Here is a 21578-nt window from a genome sequence, read left to right as displayed (position 1 = left end):
TCACGATATCGTCAGCCGTCGGTCCGATTGCGCCAGGGGAAGAGGTTGGCGGGGAAGTCGGCGGCCGGCTTGCGCGGGCGATGCGGCGGGGGCGGCACCGGACGCGCACCAGGCTCCGAGACGATCACCTTGCGGTAGAGATGCCAGGTCGCATGGCCGAGCAGGGGAATCACCACGGCGAGGCCGAGAAAGGCCGGGATCGTGCCGAGCGCGAGCAGCACCGCGACGATCAGGCCCCAGGCCGCCATCGGCACCGGGTTCTTCGCGACAACGCGCAGCGATGTCACCATCGCCTCGAACGCGCCGGCATGGCGGTCGAGCATCAACGGGAACGACACGGCGCTGATGCAGAGCGCGGCGAGCGCGAACAGGAAGCCGGCGCCGCAGCCGACCACGATCAGCCACCAGCCCTGCTGAGTCGTCAGCACGCGCGTCACGAAGTCGGTGATTCCGGTCGCGCCCTCATAGCCGAATGCCGCGACATAGATCGCCTGCGCGGTCGCAACCCAGGTCACGAACAGAGCGAGCAGCAGCGTGCCGAGGCCAAGCATCGCGCCGAACGAAGGCGAGCGCAGCACCTCCACGGCATCCCATGCGCTGGCCTCCTCATAGCGCTCGCGCCGGCTGGATAGCTCATAGAGACCGAGAGCGGCGAACGGGCCGATCAGCGCGAACCCCGCGGCCAGCGGAAACAGCAGCGGCAGCACCGAATAGCCCATCACTACGCGGGCGAGCACCAGACCCAGCACCGGGTAGATCACGCACAGGATGATGGCGTGGCTCGGCACCGCCTTGAAATCGTCCCAGCCGCGCCGGAGCGCATCGTACAGGTCGGAGAGTTGGATGGTTCGGATCACCGGTCCAGCCGCCTCGGCGGTCTGGCCCATGGTGGTGACATTGCCGTGGAAGATTCTGGCCATGGTCGCTAGCTCCCTTGCCATGCGGCCGAATTCAGCGCCGGCAACGGCGCAAACGGCCGCTATTCTGAGTTTTGCGATTCCAACCAAACGCGAATTCCGGATGGCATCGCGAGCTGAAGGTAAAGCTTACGCCCATTTCCGAGTCCTGTCCCTCGTGCTTGGGTGAGATTCGATGCCGCACCGCAACCTCAATGATGTCATTCGGTCGTCATTTCGCCGCAGATAAGCTGATGCTGCTCGTTCGTTCGCAGGAACTTCGCGAGCGCAACACGGTAACTTCGTCTATAAGGGCCACTCAAGGCCCTTCCAACGGATCCTTTTCGGGGAGCAGACATGAGCATATTCGGGAAAATCATGGGCGCGATCTTCGGCAGCCAGCCGGCTTCCGCTGCGCCCGCAGGCAGCGCACCGTCGGGCAGCGCGCCCGCTGGCGCCGGATCGGCGTCCGCGCCGATGGCGAACGTCGACGTTGCGGCGATCGTCGACGCTGCGGTCGCTGCCCACAAGGGCGAGAAGCTCGAATGGCGCACCTCCATCGTCGACCTGATGAAGGCGCTCGACATCGACTCGAGCCTTGCTGCGCGCAAGGATCTCGCCAAGGAGCTCGGCTACAGCGGCGACATGAACGATTCGGCCAGCATGAACGTCTGGCTGCACAAGCAGGTGATGTCCAAGCTCGCCGCCAATGGCGGCAAGCTCCCGCCGGAAATCAAGCACTGACCGATCGCCCGGTTATTGGCAGGGGCCCGCGCTTGCGCGGGCCCTTTTGCTTTCAGGCGAGGAGATCCGCATCCTCCGGATGCCGTTCCAGATAGTCGACGACGAAGCCGCAGCCGGCGATCACTTTCCTGCCGTCGCGGCGGATCAGGTCCAGCGCGCCCTTGATCAGCTCGGATGCGATGCCGCGGCCGCGCAGCGCGCGCGGCGTCTCGGTGTGAGTGATGATCACCGCCGACGGTGTCAGCCGGTAATTGGCGAAGGCGATTTCGCTGCCGACGTCGAGCTCGAAACGGCTCCTGTCCCTGTTGTCGCGTACCGGTGCCGCCATGCAATATCATCCTTCCGATGTGCGCATTGCCTGCCGATCTAGGAGCCCGGCCCCGCCCTTGGCAAGGTGCGGCCACGCGGCGACCGCAAATAATCCGCGACATCGGTCTTGCAAGTTCCACGGCGATTCCCACGTCCTTGAGAGGACATACGCCCGAATGCGGCCGGCAAGGTCGCTAGACATTCGGAGTGTCATGATTGCCAGCCGCAGACGTATGCTTCTTTTGTAGGAGGGTACGATGTCGGACTTTGGTTTCTTGAATACTCATCGAACATGGGAAGACTGGTGCGGGATGCTGCTCGGCGCGCTGATCGTCGCGTCGCCGTGGTTCCCCATCCAGGAGCACGCGACGGTCGACGGACAGCAGATGATGATCCTGAACACGGTCGCAATCGGTCTCGTCATCTTTGGCCTCAGCCAGCTCGAATATGTCGCCTTGCAGCGCTGGCAGGAGGTGGCGACGATCCTGGTCGGACTGTGGCTCATCATCTCGCCTTATATGCTCGGCTATTCCGGCGAAGGATTTCTCCGGATCTATCATACGAGCCTCGGCGCGGTGACGGTGGTCCTTGGCATGCTCCAGCTGTGGCAGGACTGGGACCTGACTGACCAGGATATGCTGAAGCATGGGCAATAGGTCGTAGATGTCGGCAGGCCCGCCGGCTACAGGCGGCGGGCCTGTGTTGTTATCTCGTCACGAGATCTGCATAGTCCGGGTGCTTCTCGATCCACGCCTTCACGAACTGGCATTCCGGGATTACTTTCAGTCCTGCCGCGCGGACCTGGTCCAGCGCGCCTTGCACCAGCTTCGAGCCGATGCCCTTGCCGCCGAGCTCTTTCGGAACATCCGTGTGCTCGAACGTGATGAATTTGCCGTCAAGCTTGTAGTGCTCGGTCGCAAGGTGGCCCTCCGCCTCGAGCTCGAAGCGGTGATGGTTCCTGTTGTTGATGACGTCGCTCATGTCGTCTCCAGTCAGCTCTTCAGCGAGTTCGTCAGCATGTTGCGGATCGACCAGATTTCGCCGTCAGAGGTGCCTTTGATGTCGTCGATACGCCTGCTACCCGCACGAAGTCGTAACGCACGATCAGGTCAATCGGTCGCTTTGGCCAGCCTGGAATCTTCCAGCTGCGGCTGCGGGCGGAGGCAGCCCTGGCAGATGACGAGGGAGCGGTTGACCCTGGCGTCCTGCTCGGCCTCGATGCCGTCCTGCGCCTGCCGCCATTCCTTCGAATAGGGCTGAAATCCGGCTTGCGACCTGTTGCGCTCGAATCGGGCCGCGATGCGTGCTGGTGTGGAGCGCGGCTGATTGGGATCCTCGCCGGCTCCGTCCCAGGCATAGCGGGCAGGCTTGAAGGCGGGATCGGAGGTGAGGTGCGCTTGCGGGGCCACGGCACATCCGGCGAGCGCCAGCGACAACAGGAGGAAGGCGGGCGCTTTGACCGTGATGCGGCACTCTGTACGCGAGAACTGATGAAGGTTGCGCCGATCATGTTTAAAATTCCCTGAACGATCGCGGCTGCAAACGCACATGCGCTATCTGATCATCATCCTCATTCTACTCGCCACCGCTGCGCGTGCCGACGATGCGAAGCCGCTCAATCCAGCGGACTATCCGCCCGGCGTGGAGAAGGCTGTGCGCTACGCGAATGAGGAATGCGAGAGCCAGGATGGTGGTCCCGTGACATTCGCGCCGGACACGGTGCGCAAGATCGACCTGACCGGCGATGGTCGTGAGGACTACATCGTCGATTTCCGCGACACCAAGTGCGGGGAACGCGAGACGACCTATTGCGGAACCGGCGGTTGCGTCATGAACATCCTGGTGACGCTGCCTGATGGCAGCGTGCGCCCGGTGTTCGACGGCCGTGTCCGCAGCTACAAGATTTTGGCGCCGCTGAAAAAGCGCGGTGCTGCGCGCACGATCCGCTTCGATCTGCATGGCAGCTTCTGCGGCGGGTTTGGCGCGCAGGCCTGCTGGAAGGAGAAGGCCATCACGGCGAGGCCGTTCGCGTTCAAGCAGCCGTAGGGCAGGTCTACTCCCGGCGGCCTTGCGGGAGCGCGGGCGATGGCGATAAATGGGTTGCAATGAGCGGGCGGCTCGTATGCCGCCCGCCGTCGAAGAGGAAGCCCGATGCCGCCCCTGCGCATGTCCCGCCGCGTCATGAATCTCGCTTATATGCTGACCCAGAATGCGCGGCGGCATGGGGCGCGTCCCGGCTTCGTCTGGGAAGACCGATCCTGGACCTGGCGCGAGATCGATACGCGGGTCTCGGCGCTCGCCGCAGCGCTCGCCGCGCGCGGCATCGCGAAAGGTGACCGCATCCTCGTCCATTCCAAGAATGGCGACGAGATGTTCTTCTCGATGTTCGCGGCGTTCCGGCTCGGCGCGGTCTGGGTGCCCACCAATTTCCGCCTGATGCCGGACGAGGTCAGTTATCTCGGAGAGGCCTCCGGCGCGAAGGCGTTTCTGTGCCATGTCGATTTTCCCGAGCACGCCGCGGCGGTGACAGGCGGCGCGCTGGAATTCACCTGGAGCATCGATGGCAAGGGCGCGTTCGGCGAGATGTCGGTTGCAGATGCTATCGCCTCGAAGGCTGGTCAGGAGGTCGAGAACGTCGCCGTCGAGCACGACGATCCCTGCTGGTTCTTCTTCACCTCCGGCACCACCGGCCGCTCCAAGGCCGCGGTGTTGACCCATGGCCAGATGGGCTTTGTCGTCACCAACCATCTCGCCGATCTCACGCCTGGTGTCACCGAAGACGATGCCTCGCTCGTGGTGGCGCCACTGTCGCACGGCGCCGGCGTGCATCAGCTGGTGCAGACCGCGCGCGGCGTGCGCACCGTGCTGTTGCCGACGGAGAAATTCGACATCGACGAGGCGTTCCGCCTGATCGAGGCGCAGCGCGTCAGCAATCTCTTCACGGTACCGACGATCCTGAAGATGATGGTCGAGCATCCCGCCGCAGACAAATACGATCATTCCTCGCTGCGTCACGTGATCTATGCCGGCGCGCCGATGTATCGCGAGGACCAGAAGGCCGCCTTGAGAAAGCTCGGCAAGGTCATCGTGCAGTATTTTGGCCTCGGCGAAGTCACCGGCAACATCACGGTGTTGCCGGCGGCGCTGCATGATCCCGAGGACGGCCCGCACGCGAAGATCGGCACCTGCGGCTTCGAGCGCACCGGCATGCAGGTCTCGATCCAGGACGACGAGGGCCGCGAGCTCAAGGCGAACCAGAGCGGCGAGATCTGCGTGATCGGGCCTGCCGTGCTTGCCGGCTATTACAACAATCCCGAGGCCAATGCGAAGGCATTCCGCAACGGCTGGTTCCGCACCGGCGATCTCGGTCACATGGACGAGGAGGGGTTCGTCTATATCACCGGACGCGCGTCGGACATGTACATCTCCGGCGGCTCCAACATCTATCCGCGCGAGATCGAGGAGAAGATCCTGACGCATCCCGCGGTCGGGGAAGTCGCCGTGCTTGGCGTGCCCGATGCGACCTGGGGCGAGGTCGGCGTTGCCGTCTGCGTCGCGCGTGAAGGCAAGACGCCTGTGAGCGAAGCCGAAATGGCGGCGTTCCTCCTGCCGAAGCTACCGCGCTACAAGATGCCGAAGCGCTTCTTCTTCTGGGAGGCGCTGCCGAAATCCGGCTACGGAAAGGTGCCGAAGCGCATGGTGCGCGACGAGCTCGAAGCGCGCGGACTGCTCGACCTCGACAAGACGAAGACGGGCTGAGCGAAGGTCATGCGCAGCATCAAGCAGCCGGGCGCGCCAGTCGCCGAGCGCATCCAATGGGTGGAGGCGAGGGGGCATGCCTTCGCGTTCACGCTTCAAGCAGGCCTGCCGCTGCTGGAAGCCGCGCGCCGCGGCTTTGCGGCCGAAAGATTTGCCGGCGGGGTATTGAACTTCCAGCGCGGCGCGCTCGGGCCGTTCGCCTTTGTCATGCCGGCACTGTCGAAGACAACCGAGAACGCCGCCTTCTACAGCGACACCTATCGGCCAGCCGGCGTGACGCGCACGAAGCTCGGCAGCATGACGCTCGGTAGGCGCGACGGCGCACCGTTCTTTCATTGCCACGGACTCTGGACGGAGGCGGACGGCAAGGCGAGCGGCGGCCACATGTTGCCGGACGAGACTGTGGTCGCCGAGCCGTTCGAGGTCGAGGCCTTCGGCATCGACGGCGCGTTGTTCACCGCCGAGCCCGATCCCGAGACCAATTTCAAGCTGTTCGGGCCGGTCACGGCCGTGAGCACCAGCGCACACACGACGAGCCGCGCCTTCGCGCTGCGGCTGCGGCCCAATCAGGACTTCGCCGGCTGTCTCGAAGAGTTTTGCCGCGCGCAAGGCATCGCGCGTGCGAAAATCCATGGCGGCGTCGGCTCGACCATCGGGGCGCGCTTCACCGATGGCGGCGTGACCGAGCCGTTCGCGACGGAGCTTGCGATAGCCTCCGGGACGATCGCGCCGGGCCCTTCGGGGGCGCTCGAAGCGGCACTCGACATTGCCCTGATCGACTACACCGGCGGCATTGCAGAGGGCCGTTTGATCCGTGGCGACAATCCCGTGCTGATGACCATGGAGCTGGTGCTCGAGGTGTTGGGTTAGTCTCGGCGAGCCATCTTCAGCGAGCACGTAATTTGGCGATGGCCAGGTACGTGGCTTCACTCATGCCCGATAGGCCTGAGCTCGATCCTTGAAAGAGGTTGAGCAAGGGAGATTGACCCTGACCGGTGCTCTCGCTGTTCTTGACGTCATACATGGCCGAGAACCGGCTCAACAGCTTTGCGACCTTCGCGGGATCGGACAGATCATTGATCTTCATGAATTTGTCCACGAACTTGGCTTGCTGATCGATCGGCATCGCAGCCATTGAATCCGGCAAATTGAAAGTGGTTCTGAACACCTCCGAAAGAGCCTTGTCGGCCAGGATGTCGTATGCGGACGTGATGTCTCCCGCCTTGCGCTGGAAATAGAGCGCCAGGCGTACGCCGGGATTGGTATCGCCTTGCTGCTGCTCCAGGCTTTGCTCCAGATAGTTCGTCTGTGTTTCCCGGAATTGATCCCGCTTCTGCGGACCCATCATCGGGAGGCGCGCGACATTGCCCTTGCTGTCGAAATTGAACGACGCCACGATTTCGGCAAAGCGAGGGTCGCTCTGCGCGTTCGCGAAGCTTTTTGGATCGTTCAGCTCAGAGGCGAAGGCCTTCTTGAGAAAATCGGTACTGACCTTCCTGGGGTCCAAACCCTTTGCCAGAAGAATCAAATCGACCATCGGCCTGTTTGCGAGAAGATCGGAAACACTGTCGATGCCGGCGATGGCCTCCTGATAAGCCGTTGCATCCTTTGTGGCCTGTGCCCGAACTGCGGCCTGCTGCTGGGTGGTTGCCGTGCTTGCGCTCCTCACCGCTCCAATGACGTAGTCCTTCGCAATCTGGAGGACTTCTGCAGCGTCTTGCGCCACCAGGGGAGTGGTCAGATTGCCCTTTGCATCGAAGTTGAAGGATTGGGCGAGTTGAACGTATCGATTGTCCTTGAGGGTATAGACGTAGCTTTTGGGATCGCTGAGGTCGCTTTCGAGGACGGCCTTGATGGTGGCCTGCGGGACCTTGCCGGGGTCGAGGCCGACGGCGCCCAACGCAAAATCATACACGCTTGGTGTCGATACGAACGCCTGGACCGAATTGATCTTTGCGAGGTCCGTTCTGAATTGCTTGATCGCCAAGGCTTCGTAGATCGGGCTCGCCGCCGTGTAGACGTCGGCCTTGCTGTCGTCGAACTGTTTTTTCGTGAGCGCGATATTTGCAGCAGTTTGCGCAGGTACACCTGAAGGAAGCGATCCGTCGGGCGAAAACTCGAACGCGCCGGCCAGGTCCACAAACCCGCCAATCGTCGTGATCTGGTCGCTGAGGCTGGAAATGCTGTTGGTATATGACTCGAGATGATATTTTTCGACGAGGATCTGGACGCTCAACTGGGCCACGTCGGCGCCCGGTTGCGAGAGTTGGGCCTTGTAGTCGGCAATCTTCAATTCGGTGGCGCTGACGTTTGATTGGGCTTGAGCACGCTGGGCGTTGAGCCCGGTCAGCTGAGACGCGAAAGTGGTGTTGACGTAGCTGTTTGGATCGGAGGGATCGCTGCGCAGGACCTGGCTGATCGTGTCGGCGGGCCACTTGCTTTGATCGATTCCGAAAGCCGAATAGACGTAGTTGCGAAGACGGTCGTTGTTCAGGAGTTGGTCTGCACTGCTGATCTTGCCGATTTGGGCGCTGTAGTAGTTCGAGTCGTCGGCAAGCGCATCGACCTGACTCTTCATGGTCGCGGTATACAGACCGATCATCTCATCGGTCTGGTTGTCCGATTGCGCAACCGGCGTTGCAGTGCCGTTGAAGGAAAATGCCGCGGCAAACTCCTGGTAACGCTTGTCGACCAGCTTGTTGACGAAGCTCTTGGAGTCGGAGAGGTCGCTCTCCAGCACCTTCTTCATGAAGGCCTTGGCGTAAGCCATGTCTTCGAGGCCATATGCCTTCATCGCATAATGATAAAGGCGATAGTCCTTCATGAAATCGTCGACGCTCTTTACCTTGCCGATGTTGGCCTTGTAATAGGCGGCCTCGCGCGCGACGTCCGCTTGCTGCTCGACCCGCGTCAGGGACTGCTTGAGATTGCGCGTGATGTAGCTGTAACTGAAATAGGTCGATACCATCGCGCATTCCTCGCGGCGTTACGGTCCCGGACGTCCGTCAATCATTGCGGGGTCGCGAGGTGGGGGTTGGCCTCATGCCGGCAACTGGCCGAGTTTTGTTGCTGTATGTTTCTCAGATGCAGCTTTCGCGAAGATTGCGTTCCCGATATGTCCGGTCAAAATATCGCTTGGAATGCGACCATCCGTGTGGGTTCGTGGAGGCGACGCTGCGGGAGTAAGCGAGGGGGGCACCCGAGGCCCACACTCGTGTCCCGGACAAGCTGCAACGCGTGAGCGTTGCGGCGCAGAGCCGGGACCCCAGGAGGCCGCGCGGCGCGCTGCTGCATGGGCCCCGGCTCTGCAGCGCACCGCCGAAGAGGCCTGCGCCGCGTCCGGGGCACGAGCGCCGAATTCATCCCACATTCCTGCCTAGATCACACGCGCGGTTTCCCGTTCTCGCGGCACGTCACGCCCGAGCTTTGCGGCATCTATCGCCCTCAAAAAGTGCCGAGGGCGCAGGGAAGGCCGGGTGCCGGCTGGCACCCGCGGTCCGCTGTGCGCGAATTGCGCTGGAAGTGATGCACAGCGGCATACAGGTGAAGCCAAACATCCGGCCTTCCCTGCGCAGCGGTTTTACGGCTTATGTCGCGATCTCCCCGGGGAGCGATGCACTATTGCCCCCGTCGCCTTGCGGATGGCTGATGCTGCGGGCCCGGTTGGGCCACAGCAATCACCGCAAGACTTGGCGCACAGACCCCGGGCGCCAGGACCACACGATTTTGCCGTACGCAGGCGGTATCGGTCGTGTGCGCGCGGCGTTCGCTCACGGGGTGACCCGCCCTGCAAACCACCTTCGCGCCGACAACGCCCGCGTCCACCACGTCCCATCCCGCGTTCGTGACGATCGCGATCCGCCCCTCGGCCGGGTCGGGATGGCCGAACATGCGATAATTCCGAATTCGCATAAAGCGAATTATTTTGATCCGGATGCATTGACCCCGATCCGGTGTGTTTTGCCCGTCGGGCAACGCAAGGGATGGCGTGAATCCGGGAGGCGCCGCGGCCACAGCCGTGCCGCGAACCGGTCTCGCCACGGTCCAAAAATGCGCTACGATGGCCTCAGCGCGCCTCAAGTCGCGCAGATTCAAGGATGAGGAAACGATATGCGGATGCGAAGCGGAACGGCGATCGCCGGAGTGGCGGCGCTGGCGGTGGCGGGAATGGCTCTCAACGTGGTGCTCGAGCCGGTTTGGGCCCACGGGCCGACCCGGCAGAAGGTGCGGGAATCCATCGAGATCAACGCCCCGCAGGCCAAGGTGTGGGCCGCGATCGGCAATTTCCAGGACATGAGCTGGCTCCCGCCCGTCACCAAGACCGAGGGCGTCAAGGGCAACGAGATCGGCGCGACGCGAACGCTGACGCTCACGGGCGGCGCGACGGTCGAGGAGGAGCTCTACAAATACGAGCCCGACATGCTGAGCTATTCGTACCGGATCACCAAGGTCGACGTGAAGGTGTTGCCGGTCACCAATTATTCCTCGACCTTGACGGTGTCGCCGGCGCCTGACGGCAAGGCGAAGCTGGAATGGGCCGGCGCGTTCTATCGCGGCTTTCCCAACAACGATCCGCCGCCGGAGCTGAGCGACGAGGCCGCGGTGAGGGCGGTGAGCGGGCTGTACAAGGCTGGCCTCGAGGCACTGAAGAAGAAGATCGAGAGCGGAAGCTGACGGTGCGGACGCTGGTCCTGGCGGCGCTCGCCGCCAGCCTTGCCGGTCTCGGCGGTGCGACCGCTGAGGAGGCGTTCGTCACCAACCAGCTCAGCGACGATCTGATGGTCGTTGACCTCGCCACCTCGCGCAGCGTTGCGACCATCCCGATCGGCGGCAAGCCGGCCGGTGTTGCCGTCAGCGCGGACGGGCGCTTTGCCTATGTCACGAGCCCCGATGCCAAGGCGGTGACGGTGGTGGACGCCGCAACCCGGCAGGTCGCGGGGCGGATCGAGGTCGGCGGCGGGCCGCTCGGGATCGCGGTGGCGCCTGATGGAACGACGGTCTATGTCGCGGACTGGTATGCGGCGGCGGTGCGGGTGATCGACTCGGCCACCCGCAGCGTCACGGCCAGCATCGCGGTCGGCGCCTCGCCCTCGGGGCTCGCGGTGACGCCTGACGGCAAGCTGCTGCTCTCGGCGGACCGCGACGATGACAGCGTCTCGGTCGTGGACATCGCGACGCGTCAGCGCAAGGCGATCATCAAGGTCGGCACCCGCCCGTTCGGCGTCACCGTCGATGCCGAGGGCAAGCGCGCCTACACCGCCAATGTCGGCTCCGACGACGTCTCCGTGATCGACATTGTCGCAGGTAGAGAGATCGGCCGCGTGCCGGTCGGGATGCGACCCTATGCGGTGGCGCTGGCGCAGGGCCGCGGGTTCGTGACAGACCAATATGGCGGCACCGTCAGCGTGTTCGACCTTGCGACGCTCAAGCCAGTGAAGCGCGTCAGTGTCGGCGAATATCCCGAAGGCATCGCGACGACCGCTGACGGCAAGCGCGTCATCGTCGCATGCTGGGAGAGCAACACACTTCATATCATCGATGCGGCGGAGCTGAAGGTGATCGGCGAGGTCAAGACCGGTGACGGCCCGCGCGCGTTCGGGACGTTTTTGCGTCGGACGGAGTAGGGGCTACGGCACCGAGCGCAGTGCGTGCACGATCTCATCCATCCGCTCAAACACATGATCCGGCCCCAGCGCCCGCAGCGCCACCGGTGCCGCATAGCCCCAGCACACCGCGCCGCAGGCAATCCCCACGGCCCGCGCCGCCTCGATGTCGCGGACCTCGTCGCCGATCGCGATGACCTTGTCCGATTCTACGCCCGCACGTCGCATGACGCGGCGGAATTTCGCGGCCTTGCCAAACAGCGATGCCGCACAATCGAAGTGCGCGAACAGCGCGGCGGCTTCGCCAAGCTTTTCGCGCGCATTGGCTTCACTGTCGGACGTCACCAGCGCGAGCTGCATGCCGCTTTGCGACAGCGTCTCCAGCATTGCCTCGACGCCCGCAAACAGCGAAATCTCGGCCGCCGCCTCGGCCTTCAGCCGCCGCGCATGCCGCGCAATCGCGGGCAGCTTCCATAACGGTACCTCCAGCCGGGCGAGGATCTCGCGCGACGAGGCATGCCGCAGCCCCTCGACGTCTTCATCCGCGACACGGCGAAAGCCGAAACGATCGGCGACATCGTTGATGGTGCGCAGGAACCACGGAAAGCTGTCGGCGAGTGTGCCGTCGAGATCGAAGATGGCGAGGGAGTAGGGCAGCTGCAATAGGTTTATCAATCCGCCTTTTGTTCCCGCGCTCTGCGAGTTTCCATTTCTTTGATTTCGAGGGCCAGATCTTTTTGAAATCTACGAAGCGACACTCGTCGTGAATCGCGCTCGATCTGGAATTCGACCATTCCAGAGCCATTGTACCAGTAGATGAAGTCCACGGAATTCATGTCCCGATCTTGTTCATAAAAGTCGCGGAAACCGTCGACCATAAGATCTCGCATGTCTTCGTCAGGAAATTTGAACCACTCGCCCTTGTGCCAACAGTTCGCGAGGCCCTCGTGAATCATGCGCTCCAAATGGCTCACGTTCCAGAAGGGCTTCATCGCGATCACCTCAATGTCAGGGCTCCAAGTCAGAGCGTCTCTAACACGGCGTTTCGGATCTTTGGTTTTACCGACCTTGTAAAGATCGCCGGCCCGCATCAGGTACAGCCACCCGGGATCAAGCGTCGGCACGCCGAAGATTTTCAAGTTGGGACGAAATTCGCTCCAATCACCTGTCATGGAAGCCTTCTACTCCGCCGCCTCGCTCGCCGCGCGCCTCCGCTTCGGCTTCCTTGCCTTCGCCAACACCGGCGCCAGAAACTTGCCCGTATAGCTCCGCGGCGCTTTCGCGATGTCTTCCGGCGGGCCCCAGGCGACGATTTCGCCGCCGCCGTCGCCGCCTTCGGGACCGAGGTCGATGACCCAGTCGGCGGTCTTGATGACTTCGAGATTGTGCTCGATCACCACGACCGTGTTGCCCTGCGCGACCAGTTCGTGCAGCACCTCCAGCAGCTTCTTGACGTCGTGGAAGTGCAGGCCGGTGGTCGGCTCGTCCAGGATGTAGAGCGTGCGGCCGGTGGCGCGCTTGGAGAGTTCCTTCGCGAGCTTGACGCGCTGGGCTTCGCCGCCGGAGAGGGTGGTCGCCTGCTGGCCGACATGGATGTAGTCGAGGCCGACGCGGTGCAGGGTCTGGAAGGTCTCGCGCACGCGCGGCACCGCCTTGAAGAACTCCGCGGCTTCCTCGACGGTCATGTCGAGCACGTCGGCGATGCTCTTGCCCTTGAATAGCACCTCCAGCGTCTCGCGGTTGTAGCGCTTGCCCTTGCAGACGTCGCAGGTGACGTAGACGTCCGGCAGGAAGTGCATCTCGATCTTGATGACGCCGTCGCCCTGGCAGGCCTCGCAGCGGCCGCCCTTGACGTTGAAGGAGAAGCGGCCGGGCTCGTAGCCGCGCGCCTTGGCCTCGGGCAGGCCGGCGAACCATTCGCGGATCGGGGTGAAGGCGCCGGTATAGGTCGCTGGATTCGAGCGCGGGGTGCGGCCGATCGGCGACTGGTCGATGTCGATGATCTTATCGATGTGCTCGAGCCCCTCGATGCGGTCGTGCGGCGCGGCGCCTTCGCTGGCGTTGTTCAGCTTGCGCGCGATGGCCTTGTAGAGCGTGTCGATCAGCAGCGTCGACTTGCCGCCGCCGGAGACGCCGGTGACGGCCGTGAACAGGCCGAGCGGAATCTCGGCGGTGACGTTCTTGAGATTATTGCCGCGCGCGTTCACCACCTTGATGGTGCGGCGGTGGTTCGGCGGGCGCCGCTCCGGCACCTCGACCTCGAGTTCGCCGGTCAGGTACTTGCCGGTCAGCGAGTTCGGGTTGCGCATGATCTCGGCGGGCGTGCCTTCGGCGATGATGTTGCCGCCATGCATGCCGGCGCCGGGGCCGATGTCGAGGACGTGGTCGGCGAGCAGGATGGCGTCCTCGTCATGCTCGACCACGATCACGGTATTGCCCAGGTCGCGAAGTCGCTTGAGGGTGTCGAGCAGGCGCGCGTTGTCGCGCTGGTGCAGGCCGATCGACGGCTCGTCCAGCACGTAGAGCACGCCGGTCAGGCCCGAGCCGATCTGCGAGGCCAGGCGGATGCGCTGGCTCTCGCCGCCGGACAGCGTGCCGGAGGAGCGGGAGAGGGTGAGATAGTTGAGGCCGACGTCGAGCAGGAAGGTGAGGCGCTCGCGGATCTCCTTGAGGATACGTCCGGCGATCTCGTTCTGCTGCGCGTTCAGCGCCTCCGGCACGGTCTCGAACCAGGCGCCGGCTCCCTTCACCGACATTTCCGATATCTCGCCGATATGCTTGCCGCCAATCTTGACGCAGAGCGCCTCGGGCTTGAGCCGGAATCCCTTGCAGCCCTCGCAGGGCACGTCGTGGAAGTATTTTGCGAGTTCCTCGCGCGCCCACTCGCTCTCGGTTTCGCGATAGCGGCGGTTGATGTTGGTGATGACGCCCTCGAACGGCTTCTTGGTGTCGTAGGAGCGCACCCCGTCCTCATACGAGAACTTGATCTCGTCCTCGCCGGAGCCGTGGAGGATGGCGTTCTGCGTCTTCTTGGGCAGGTCCTTCCACTTGGTGGTCAGCGTGAACTTGTAGTGCTTGCCGAGCGCGGTCAGCGTCTGCACGTAATAGGGTGACGACGATTTGGCCCAGGGCGCGATCGCGCCCTTGCCGATCGCGAGGTCCTTGTCGGGAATGACGAGGTCCTCATCGACATGCTGCTCGACGCCGAGGCCGCCGCAGGCCGGGCAGGCGCCATAGGGGTTGTTGAACGAGAACAGGCGCGGCTCGATCTCGGGGATGGTGAAGCCGGACACGGGGCAAGCGAATTTTTCCGAGAACAGCATTCGCTCGGGGCCACTCTTGTCGTGGATCTTCGCGGTCTTCTTCTTCTCTTTTTCTTCCGCGGGTGCAGCAGCCGGCGCGTCGGCGAACTCGACGACGGCAAGGCCCTCGGCGAGCTTCAGCGCGGTCTCGAAGCTTTCGGCGAGGCGCTGGCGGATGTCGGCGCGCACCACAATGCGGTCGACGACGACGTCGATGTCGTGCGGGAATTTCTTGTCGAGCGTCGGCGCCTCGGCGAGCTCATGGAAGGTGCCGTCGATCTTGACGCGCTGAAAGCCCTTCTTGAGCCACTCGGCGAGCTCTTTCCTGTACTCGCCCTTGCGGCCGCGCACGACCGGGGCGAGCAGATAGAGGCGGGTGCCCTCGGGTAGCGCCAGCACGCGGTCGACCATCTGCGACACGGTCTGGCTTTCGATCGGCAGGCCCGTGGCCGGCGAATAGGGCACGCCGACGCGGGCCCAGAGCAGGCGCATGTAGTCGTAGATCTCGGTGACGGTGCCGACGGTCGAGCGCGGATTCTTCGAGGTCGTCTTCTGCTCGATCGAGATCGCCGGAGACAGGCCGTCGATCTGGTCGACGTCGGGCTTCTGCATCATCTCCAGGAACTGGCGCGCATAGGCCGACAGCGATTCGACGTAGCGGCGCTGGCCCTCGGCATAGATGGTGTCGAAGGCGAGCGAGGATTTACCGGAGCCGGAGAGGCCGGTGAACACCACGAGCTTGTCGCGGGGAATCTCGACGTCGATATTCTTGAGGTTGTGCTCGCGCGCGCCACGGATCGTAATTGCGCGCAGGTGTGATCCCGCGTTCTGCTGTTGGCGCTTCGCCTTGATCACTTCATCCATCCGGGTTGCCCTCAAGGAATCCCAAAGGCGCGCGATCGCGCCAACAAAAAGGCGCGCTTCGCCCGGAACCGGGATCGGCGCCGATGGGGTTGTCAGCGAACGTAGGAAGAACGGTGGCGGATTTCCAGTGGGACTTGCGAATCGTCAACGGATTGTTGGCCAGCTGGCGGCATCTGGCAGCAGGAACTCCGCAGAAGCGCTCCGCGGACAACAAAAAGGCCGGCGCAAGGCCGGCCTTTCGTAACGCGATGGCGTTGGAGCCGAAGCTCAGTACTTGCTTAGTACTTGGCGACCACCGGGCCCCCGAAGTGATAGTTCACGCCGACTTGCACGGTGTGCAGGTTGAGCGTGCCCGTGTTCACGGGAGTGCCGAGGCCAGAGAAGTACGTCTCGCCGCCGAGGCTGCGATAGAGGTACTCGCCCTTGACCGACCACTGCGGAGCGAAGAACGCCTCGACGCCCGCACCAACGGTCCAGCCGGAGTGCCACTTGGTGTCGGAGACGGTCACGCCGAGCGCGGAGACGCTGATCTTGTTGTCGATCCAGGCGTAACCACCGGTGCCGTAGAACAGCACCTGGTTGACGGCGTAGCCGATGCGGCCGCGGACGGTGCCCATCGCATCGGTGCGGGAGCTCGTCGTGACGGGAACGAGCGCGCCACCAATGAGAACGGGAGCAGTCGCCGAAGCGCTGACGTCAGCCCAGGCACCATCGGCTTCAACGCCGAACACCACGTTGCCGGTCTGCCAGTTGTAGCCGGCGGTGCCGCCGACGAAGCCGCCCTTCATCTTCGGGTCGGTCGAGGAATTTTCCCAAGCGCCGCCACCGACGATACCGAGATAGAACCCGGTCCAGTTGTAGACCGAGGCCACAGCCACCGGAGCCTTGGTGTACGGGCGGGCCGCGAGATCAGCCGCCGACGCGGGGGCAGCCAAAGCAAACAAACAGGCCGAAGCCAACAAAACCTTTTTCATTTTCAACTAATCCCAGTCCCAGTTTCTGTTGTGCCTTCCACGATGGGGGAAGGGCATCGGACGCTCGTGTCCAACTGATGTCGTACTTACACCAGTAAAGCTGCAAGTTGTGTCTCCGAAAAGCCACACAGCCGCAAAACGTAACGATGGCTGGCTCATGACTCCGGTTGCTCACAGCGCAAAGGCCGGCGCGAGGCCGGCCTTTGATTGTCGATCGATATCAGAGGGATCAGTACTTCGCGATGCTCGGGCCGCCCCAGCGATAATTGACGCGGACGAGGCCCATGTCGACGTCTTGACGGATGCGCTCGGTTTGCACGAACGCACCGCCAGACGTGAAGTCGACGTTACGATCGCCGAGGAAAATGTGGTTGTACTCGAAGCCGACAGACCAGTTCGGAGCGAAACCGAACTCGACGCCCGTACCGACGGTGCCGCCCCAGCGGGTTTCGCGGGCCGAGCCGAACACCGTACCGGCACCTACGAACCCTGGCGCGACGAGAAGGTCATATTTGTCGTTGACCACTGCAGCGCCGCCCTTCACGTAGAGCAACACATTGTTCCAGGCATAGCCAACCTGGCCGGTGATCAGGCCGAAAGCATCGATTCGCGTACTATCCTGCTGACCCGGTGCAGTCGGGCTGATGTTGTCTCCGCGGAAGTCGGCCCAGTTGCCTTGGCCTTCGACACCGAACACCCAATTCGCGGACTGCAAGCGGTACCCGATCTGGCCACCGACCGTGCCGCCGGTCGCGTTGTGGCAGCCATCGGTCACGAGAACGCCGGTTACCGGAGTCACGAAGTCCCAGCAGCTGCGGCTGGTGCCTCCGCCGCCGTTGATGCCGATGTAGAAGCCGCTCCAATCGTAGATGGTGGCGACCATCGGCGCCGGAGCCTTGGTGTAGGGACGTGCGGCGAGATCCGCCGCGCTTGCGGGAGCCGACAGGCTCAACGCCATTGCACCGATTGCACCAATCAAAATCTTATTCATTGCAAGTCTCCCCAGTTTCGGTCCGCTTCTTGAATTCCCCAAAGCGGCCAATCAGGCGCGACGCCCATATGAACTTAATTCCGAGGCAAACGTAGCTTAATGGGTGAGCAGAGTCCGTCGCTGAAATGCAACAGTCGCAGGACAACTTCGATGCAGATAACTTGATGAATGTTAAGCGCTTTTCGTCATTCACGGGAACCGGCGATGGTTCCAGCAGCGCCGGCTGTTTCAGCGGCGTATTGGCACCCGTCCGGCCATATATTTCGCAGCGTCAGCCGGAAGAACAAATCTGGAACAAAGCTGCGGCCGATGCTATATATGGGGATAAGTTGAGGGCCGGTGGGCTGATCCGCCCTCGCAAGCGTATAGGGTCGCCTTAACAGGTTGCAGAGGACCGCGGCGCGCGGGCTCGGCCTTTTGAAATTCAGTGGGATTTGGAGTGGAGAGCGGCGATGGCGGGAAGCGTCAACAAGGTCATTCTGGTTGGAAATCTCGGCAAGGATCCCGAAATCCGCCGCACCCAGGACGGGCGGCCGATCGCGAATTTGAGCATCGCAACCTCGGAGACCTGGCGCGACAAGAACAGTGGCGAGCGCAAGGAAAAGACCGAGTGGCATCGCGTCGTGATCTTCAATGAAGGCCTTTGCAAGGTCGCCGAGCAGTACCTGAAGAAGGGCGCCAAGGTTTACATCGAGGGCGCGCTGCAGACCCGCAAATGGACCGACCAGGCGGGCGTCGAGAAGTACTCCACCGAGGTCGTGCTCCAGGGCTTCAACTCGACCTTGACGATGCTCGACGGCCGCAGCGGAGGGGGAGGCGGCAGCTTCGGCGACGAGTCGGGCGGCGATTTCGGCTCCTCCGGTCCTGCCAGCAGCGCGCCGCGCCGTGCGGTAGCCGCCGGCGGCGGTGGTGGCCGCAACAGCGACATGGACGACGACATCCCGTTCTGAGAACGCGGATCGCACGAGGGGCGCGCCGGACGGATAGTGACGGCGCTTCCTGCGTCGTGTCAGAAAACCTTGTTAATCGGCAGGAAGGGCTCGGGATTTCCGAGCCCGCTTCACGTTTGGGGTGAACTCGGATTGCGCCACGGCAAACGAGCTGACGGGGCACACGCGCTGGGCGATTTGCCGGGAGCTGCAGGCGGTTTTTGAAGACCCATTTCGGGTTCATCCAAGACGCTGCTCGTAAGGCCCTAAGTCGTTGGAAAAATAAGCGGAAAAAGCACTTCCCTTGGCCCCTGCGAGGGTGGTTATCCGACCCCCGATGCGCTATATGATTCCCAAATAAACCTCACCGGATTCCCCCTTGGCTGACGACGACAACAAGCCCGGCGACCAGCCGGCGCAACCCTCGGACATTCGCCCCGTCTCCATCTTCGAGGAGATGAAGAAGTCCTACCTCGACTACGCCATGAGCGTGATCGTGGCGCGCGCGTTGCCCGATGCCCGCGACGGCCTGAAGCCGGTGCATCGCCGCATCTTGTACTCGATGAACGAGCAGGGGCACACGCCGGACAAGAAGTACGTCAAATCCGCCCGCGTGGTCGGCGACGTCATCGGTAAGTATCACCCGCACGGCGACCAGTCGATTTACGACGCCATGGTCCGCATGGCGCAGGACTTCTCGATGCGCGTGCCGCTGATCGACGGCCAGGGCAATTTCGGCTCGGTCGACGGCGATCCTCCGGCTGCCTATCGTTACACCGAAGCGCGGCTGACGAAGGCGGCGTTGGCGCTGCTGGCCGACATCGACAAGGACACCGTCGACTTCCAGCCGAACTACGACAACAACGAGACCGAACCATCGGTCCTGCCGGCCAAGTTCCCGAACCTTCTCGTCAACGGCGCCGGCGGCATCGCGGTCGGCATGGCCACCAACATCCCGCCGCACAATCTCGGCGAGGTCATCGACGCCTGCGTCGCGCTGATCGACAATCCTGCGCTCACCATCGACGAGCTCATCAACATCGTGCCGGGGCCTGATTTCCCGACCGGCGGCATCATTCTCGGCCGCGCGGGTATCCGCGCCGCCTATCACCTCGGCCGCGGCTCGATCGTCATGCGCGGCAAGGTCGCGATCGAGACCATCCGCAAGGAGCGCGAGGCGATCATCATCACCGAGATTCCCTACCAGGTGAACAAGGCGACGATGGTCGAGCGCATCGCCGAGCTGGTCAAGGAAAAGAAGATCGAGGGCATCGGCGACCTGCGCGATGAATCCGACCGCGACGGCTACCGCGTCGTCATCGAATTGAAGCGCGACGCCGTGCCGGACGTGGTGCTGAACCAGCTGTACCGATTTACGCCTCTGCAGACGAGTTTTGGCGTCAACATGGTGGCGCTCGACAGCGGCCGTCCGCGGATCATGCATCTGAAGGATCTGCTCTCCATCTTCGTCGACTTCCGTGAGCGGGTCGTCACGCGGCGCACGAAGTACCTGCTCGCCAAGGCGCGCGATCGCGCCCATATCCTGGTCGGTCTCGCGATCGCGGTCGCCAATATCGACGAGATGATCCGCGTCATCCGCACCTCGCCCGACCCGACCACCGCCCGCGACACCCTGATGTCGCGCGACTGGCCGGCACGGGACGTCGAGGACATGCTGACGCTGATCGACGATCCGCGCCATCGTATCAGCGAGAACGGCACCATCCGGCTGTCGATGGAGCAGGCGAGGGCCATTCTCGATCTGCGCCTGCAGCGCCTCACTGCGCTCGGCCGTGACGAGATCCGCGAGGAACTCGACAAGCTTGCCGGCGAGATCGCCGATTATCTCGACATCCTGCGCTCGCGCGCCCGCGTGCTTGATATCATCAAGACCGAGCTTGCCGAGGTGAAGGCCGAGTTCGCCACGCCGCGCCGCACCGTCATCATCGAGCAGGAAGGCGAGGTCGAGGACGAGGACCTGATCCAGCGCGAGGACATGGTCGTCACGGTCTCGCATGCCGGCTACGTCAAGCGCGTGCCGCTATCGGCCTACCGCGCGCAGCGCCGTGGCGGCAAGGGCCGCGCCGGCATGCAGACCCGCGACGAGGATTTCGTCTCGCGCCTGTTCGTGGCCTCGACGCACACGCCGGTGCTGTTCTTCTCGTCACGCGGCCAGGTCTACAAGGAAAAGGTCTGGCGGCTGCCGATGGCCGCGCCGAACGCCCGCGGCAAGGCGCTGATCAATATCCTGCCGCTGGAGCAGGGCGAGCGCATCACCACCATCATGCCGCTGCCCGAGGATGAATCGACCTGGGGCAACCTCGACGTGATGTTCGCGACCACCGGCGGCAACGTCCGGCGCAACAAGCTGTCCGACTTCGTCGATGTCCGCCGCTCGGGCATCATCGCGATGAAGCTGGACGACAACGAGGCGATCGTCGACGTGCAGATCTGCACCGAGCGCGACGACGTGCTGCTGACCGGCGCCGCCGGCCAGTGCATCCGATTCCCCGTCACCGACGTGCGCGTGTTCACCGGGCGCACCTCGATGGGCGTGCGCGGCATAGCGCTTGGCGAGGGCGACAAGGTGATCTCGCTGGCGATCCTGCGCCATGTCGAGACCACCTCGGACGAGCGCTCGGCCTATTTGAAGATGCGCCGCGCGGTCGCCGGCGAAGCTGCGACGGAAGAGGCCCCGTCGGATGCGGAGGCCGAGGAGACATCCGGCAGCTTCCAGCTCCCGCAGGAGCGCTATGTCGAGATGTCGGCACAGGAGCAGGTCGTGCTGACCGTCTCCGTCAACGGTTACGGCAAGCGGACCTCGTCCTACGAGTACCGCACCACGGGCCGCGGCGGCAAAGGCATCGTCGCCATGAGCGTCAACAACCGCAACGGCAATCTGGTCGCCTCATTCCCGGTGGAAGATGCTGATCAGATCATGCTGGTCACCGACAAGGGCCAGCTGATCCGCTGCCCGGTCGAAGGCATCCGCATCGCCGGCCGCTCGACCCAGGGCGTGATCGTGTTCGACACCGCCGAGGACGAGCACGTCGTCTCGGTCGAGCACATCACGGAAGAGGCCGAGAGCGGGAATGGGGCGAATGGGGAGGCAAACGGGGAGTGACCGGTAGCCCCGTAGCCCGGACGGAGCGCACGCGAAATCCGGGTTCCTCATTCGAACTGCTGCCCCGGATTGCGCTTCGCTCC

Annotated in this window: 19 protein-coding genes; 9 read left to right on the top strand and 10 right to left on the bottom strand. The window is 63.3% G+C overall.

Annotation, left to right across the window (positions count from 1 at the left end; translation table 11 throughout):
- Positions 1 to 11 precede the first annotated feature (11 nt).
- Positions 12 to 920, bottom strand: coding sequence for a DUF2189 domain-containing protein (locus tag QSV46_RS33565; RefSeq protein ID WP_314961667.1), 909 nt, complete (start codon positions 918 to 920; stop codon positions 12 to 14).
- 333 nt (positions 921 to 1253) lie between these two features.
- Between QSV46_RS33565 and QSV46_RS33560 the strand changes: the two genes are divergently transcribed.
- The gene (locus QSV46_RS33560) at positions 1254 to 1640 is read left to right on the top strand and encodes a DUF3597 domain-containing protein (RefSeq protein ID WP_314961665.1); all 387 of its coding nucleotides are present in this window, start codon (positions 1254 to 1256) and stop codon (positions 1638 to 1640) included.
- Positions 1641 to 1692: 52 nt separating this feature from the next.
- Here the strand turns inward: QSV46_RS33560 and QSV46_RS33555 are convergent, their stop codons facing one another.
- A complete protein-coding gene (locus tag QSV46_RS33555) occupies positions 1693 to 1968 on the bottom strand; it encodes a GNAT family N-acetyltransferase (RefSeq protein WP_314961662.1) in 276 nt (91 codons plus the stop codon).
- Between the two features lie 238 nt (positions 1969 to 2206).
- On the opposite strand from QSV46_RS33555, the gene QSV46_RS33550 reads away from it, so the two are divergent.
- Complete coding sequence (locus QSV46_RS33550; protein ID WP_314961659.1) at positions 2207 to 2605, top strand: SPW repeat protein; 399 nt, start codon at positions 2207 to 2209, stop codon at positions 2603 to 2605.
- 49 nt (positions 2606 to 2654) lie between these two features.
- Here QSV46_RS33550 and QSV46_RS33545 read toward each other — a convergent pair whose 3' ends face one another.
- Both QSV46_RS33545 and QSV46_RS33540 read right to left on the bottom strand, forming a co-directional pair.
- Positions 2655 to 2930, bottom strand: coding sequence for a GNAT family N-acetyltransferase (locus QSV46_RS33545; protein WP_314961657.1), 276 nt, complete (start codon positions 2928 to 2930; stop codon positions 2655 to 2657).
- Positions 2931 to 3058: 128 nt separating this feature from the next.
- Positions 3059 to 3358 (bottom strand): hypothetical protein, encoded by a 300-nt coding sequence (locus QSV46_RS33540; protein WP_314961655.1) that lies wholly within the window; start codon positions 3356 to 3358, stop codon positions 3059 to 3061.
- Between the two features lie 139 nt (positions 3359 to 3497).
- Here QSV46_RS33540 and QSV46_RS33535 point away from each other — a divergent pair, with 139 nt between their 5' ends.
- The 3 genes from QSV46_RS33535 (at position 3498) to QSV46_RS33525 (ending at position 6578) form a co-directional block, all read left to right on the top strand.
- On the top strand, positions 3498 to 3995 hold the full coding sequence (locus tag QSV46_RS33535; protein WP_314961652.1) for a hypothetical protein: 498 nt from the start codon (positions 3498 to 3500) through the stop codon (positions 3993 to 3995).
- A gap of 105 nt (positions 3996 to 4100) precedes the next feature.
- Positions 4101 to 5708: an acyl-CoA synthetase gene (locus tag QSV46_RS33530; protein WP_314961649.1), complete on the top strand. Its 1608-nt coding sequence runs from the start codon at positions 4101 to 4103 to the stop codon at positions 5706 to 5708.
- Positions 5709 to 5717: 9 nt separating this feature from the next.
- Positions 5718 to 6578 carry a PCC domain-containing protein gene (locus QSV46_RS33525; protein ID WP_314961647.1) on the top strand — a complete coding sequence of 287 codons (861 nt, stop codon included), beginning with the start codon at positions 5718 to 5720 and terminating at the stop codon, positions 6576 to 6578.
- A gap of 16 nt (positions 6579 to 6594) precedes the next feature.
- Here the strand turns inward: QSV46_RS33525 and QSV46_RS33520 are convergent, their stop codons facing one another.
- Positions 6595 to 8676, bottom strand: coding sequence for a DUF1217 domain-containing protein (locus QSV46_RS33520; RefSeq protein WP_314961643.1), 2082 nt, complete (start codon positions 8674 to 8676; stop codon positions 6595 to 6597).
- A 1142-nt stretch (positions 8677 to 9818) separates the two neighbouring features.
- Here QSV46_RS33520 and QSV46_RS33515 point away from each other — a divergent pair.
- The gene (locus QSV46_RS33515) at positions 9819 to 10382 is read left to right on the top strand and encodes an SRPBCC family protein (protein WP_314961641.1); all 564 of its coding nucleotides are present in this window, start codon (positions 9819 to 9821) and stop codon (positions 10380 to 10382) included.
- A gap of 2 nt (positions 10383 to 10384) precedes the next feature.
- Positions 10385 to 11332, top strand: a complete 948-nt coding sequence (locus tag QSV46_RS33510; RefSeq protein WP_314961638.1) for a cytochrome D1 domain-containing protein — start codon at positions 10385 to 10387, stop codon at positions 11330 to 11332.
- Positions 11333 to 11335: 3 nt separating this feature from the next.
- Here QSV46_RS33510 and QSV46_RS33505 read toward each other — a convergent pair whose 3' ends face one another.
- From QSV46_RS33505 to QSV46_RS33485, 5 genes are all read right to left on the bottom strand, one after another.
- Positions 11336 to 11968, bottom strand: a complete 633-nt coding sequence (locus tag QSV46_RS33505; protein WP_314961784.1) for an HAD-IA family hydrolase — start codon at positions 11966 to 11968, stop codon at positions 11336 to 11338.
- A 14-nt stretch (positions 11969 to 11982) separates the two neighbouring features.
- Positions 11983 to 12483: a GIY-YIG nuclease family protein gene (locus tag QSV46_RS33500; protein ID WP_314961636.1), complete on the bottom strand. Its 501-nt coding sequence runs from the start codon at positions 12481 to 12483 to the stop codon at positions 11983 to 11985.
- Between the two features lie 9 nt (positions 12484 to 12492).
- Positions 12493 to 15477, bottom strand: a complete 2985-nt coding sequence (uvrA, locus tag QSV46_RS33495) for an excinuclease ABC subunit UvrA (protein ID WP_314961634.1) — start codon at positions 15475 to 15477, stop codon at positions 12493 to 12495.
- A gap of 278 nt (positions 15478 to 15755) precedes the next feature.
- Entirely contained in the window at positions 15756 to 16451 is a 696-nt protein-coding gene (locus QSV46_RS33490) for a porin family protein (RefSeq protein WP_314961632.1), read from the bottom strand.
- Positions 16452 to 16680: 229 nt separating this feature from the next.
- Complete coding sequence (locus tag QSV46_RS33485) at positions 16681 to 17442, bottom strand: outer membrane protein (RefSeq protein ID WP_314961629.1); 762 nt, start codon at positions 17440 to 17442, stop codon at positions 16681 to 16683.
- A 452-nt stretch (positions 17443 to 17894) separates the two neighbouring features.
- Here QSV46_RS33485 and QSV46_RS33480 point away from each other — a divergent pair, with 452 nt between their 5' ends.
- Together QSV46_RS33480 and gyrA are read left to right on the top strand one after the other, a co-directional pair.
- Positions 17895 to 18392 carry a single-stranded DNA-binding protein gene (locus QSV46_RS33480; protein WP_314961626.1) on the top strand — a complete coding sequence of 166 codons (498 nt, stop codon included), beginning with the start codon at positions 17895 to 17897 and terminating at the stop codon, positions 18390 to 18392.
- A 358-nt stretch (positions 18393 to 18750) separates the two neighbouring features.
- Positions 18751 to 21495: a DNA gyrase subunit A gene (gene gyrA / locus QSV46_RS33475; RefSeq protein ID WP_314961623.1), complete on the top strand. Its 2745-nt coding sequence runs from the start codon at positions 18751 to 18753 to the stop codon at positions 21493 to 21495.
- Positions 21496 to 21578: the final 83 nt, after the last annotated feature.

Source organism: Bradyrhizobium cosmicum (assembly GCF_032290525.1).
Taxonomy (GTDB): domain Bacteria; phylum Pseudomonadota; class Alphaproteobacteria; order Rhizobiales; family Xanthobacteraceae; genus Bradyrhizobium; species Bradyrhizobium cosmicum_A.
This window is presented reverse-complemented; position numbering and strand designations above follow the sequence as displayed.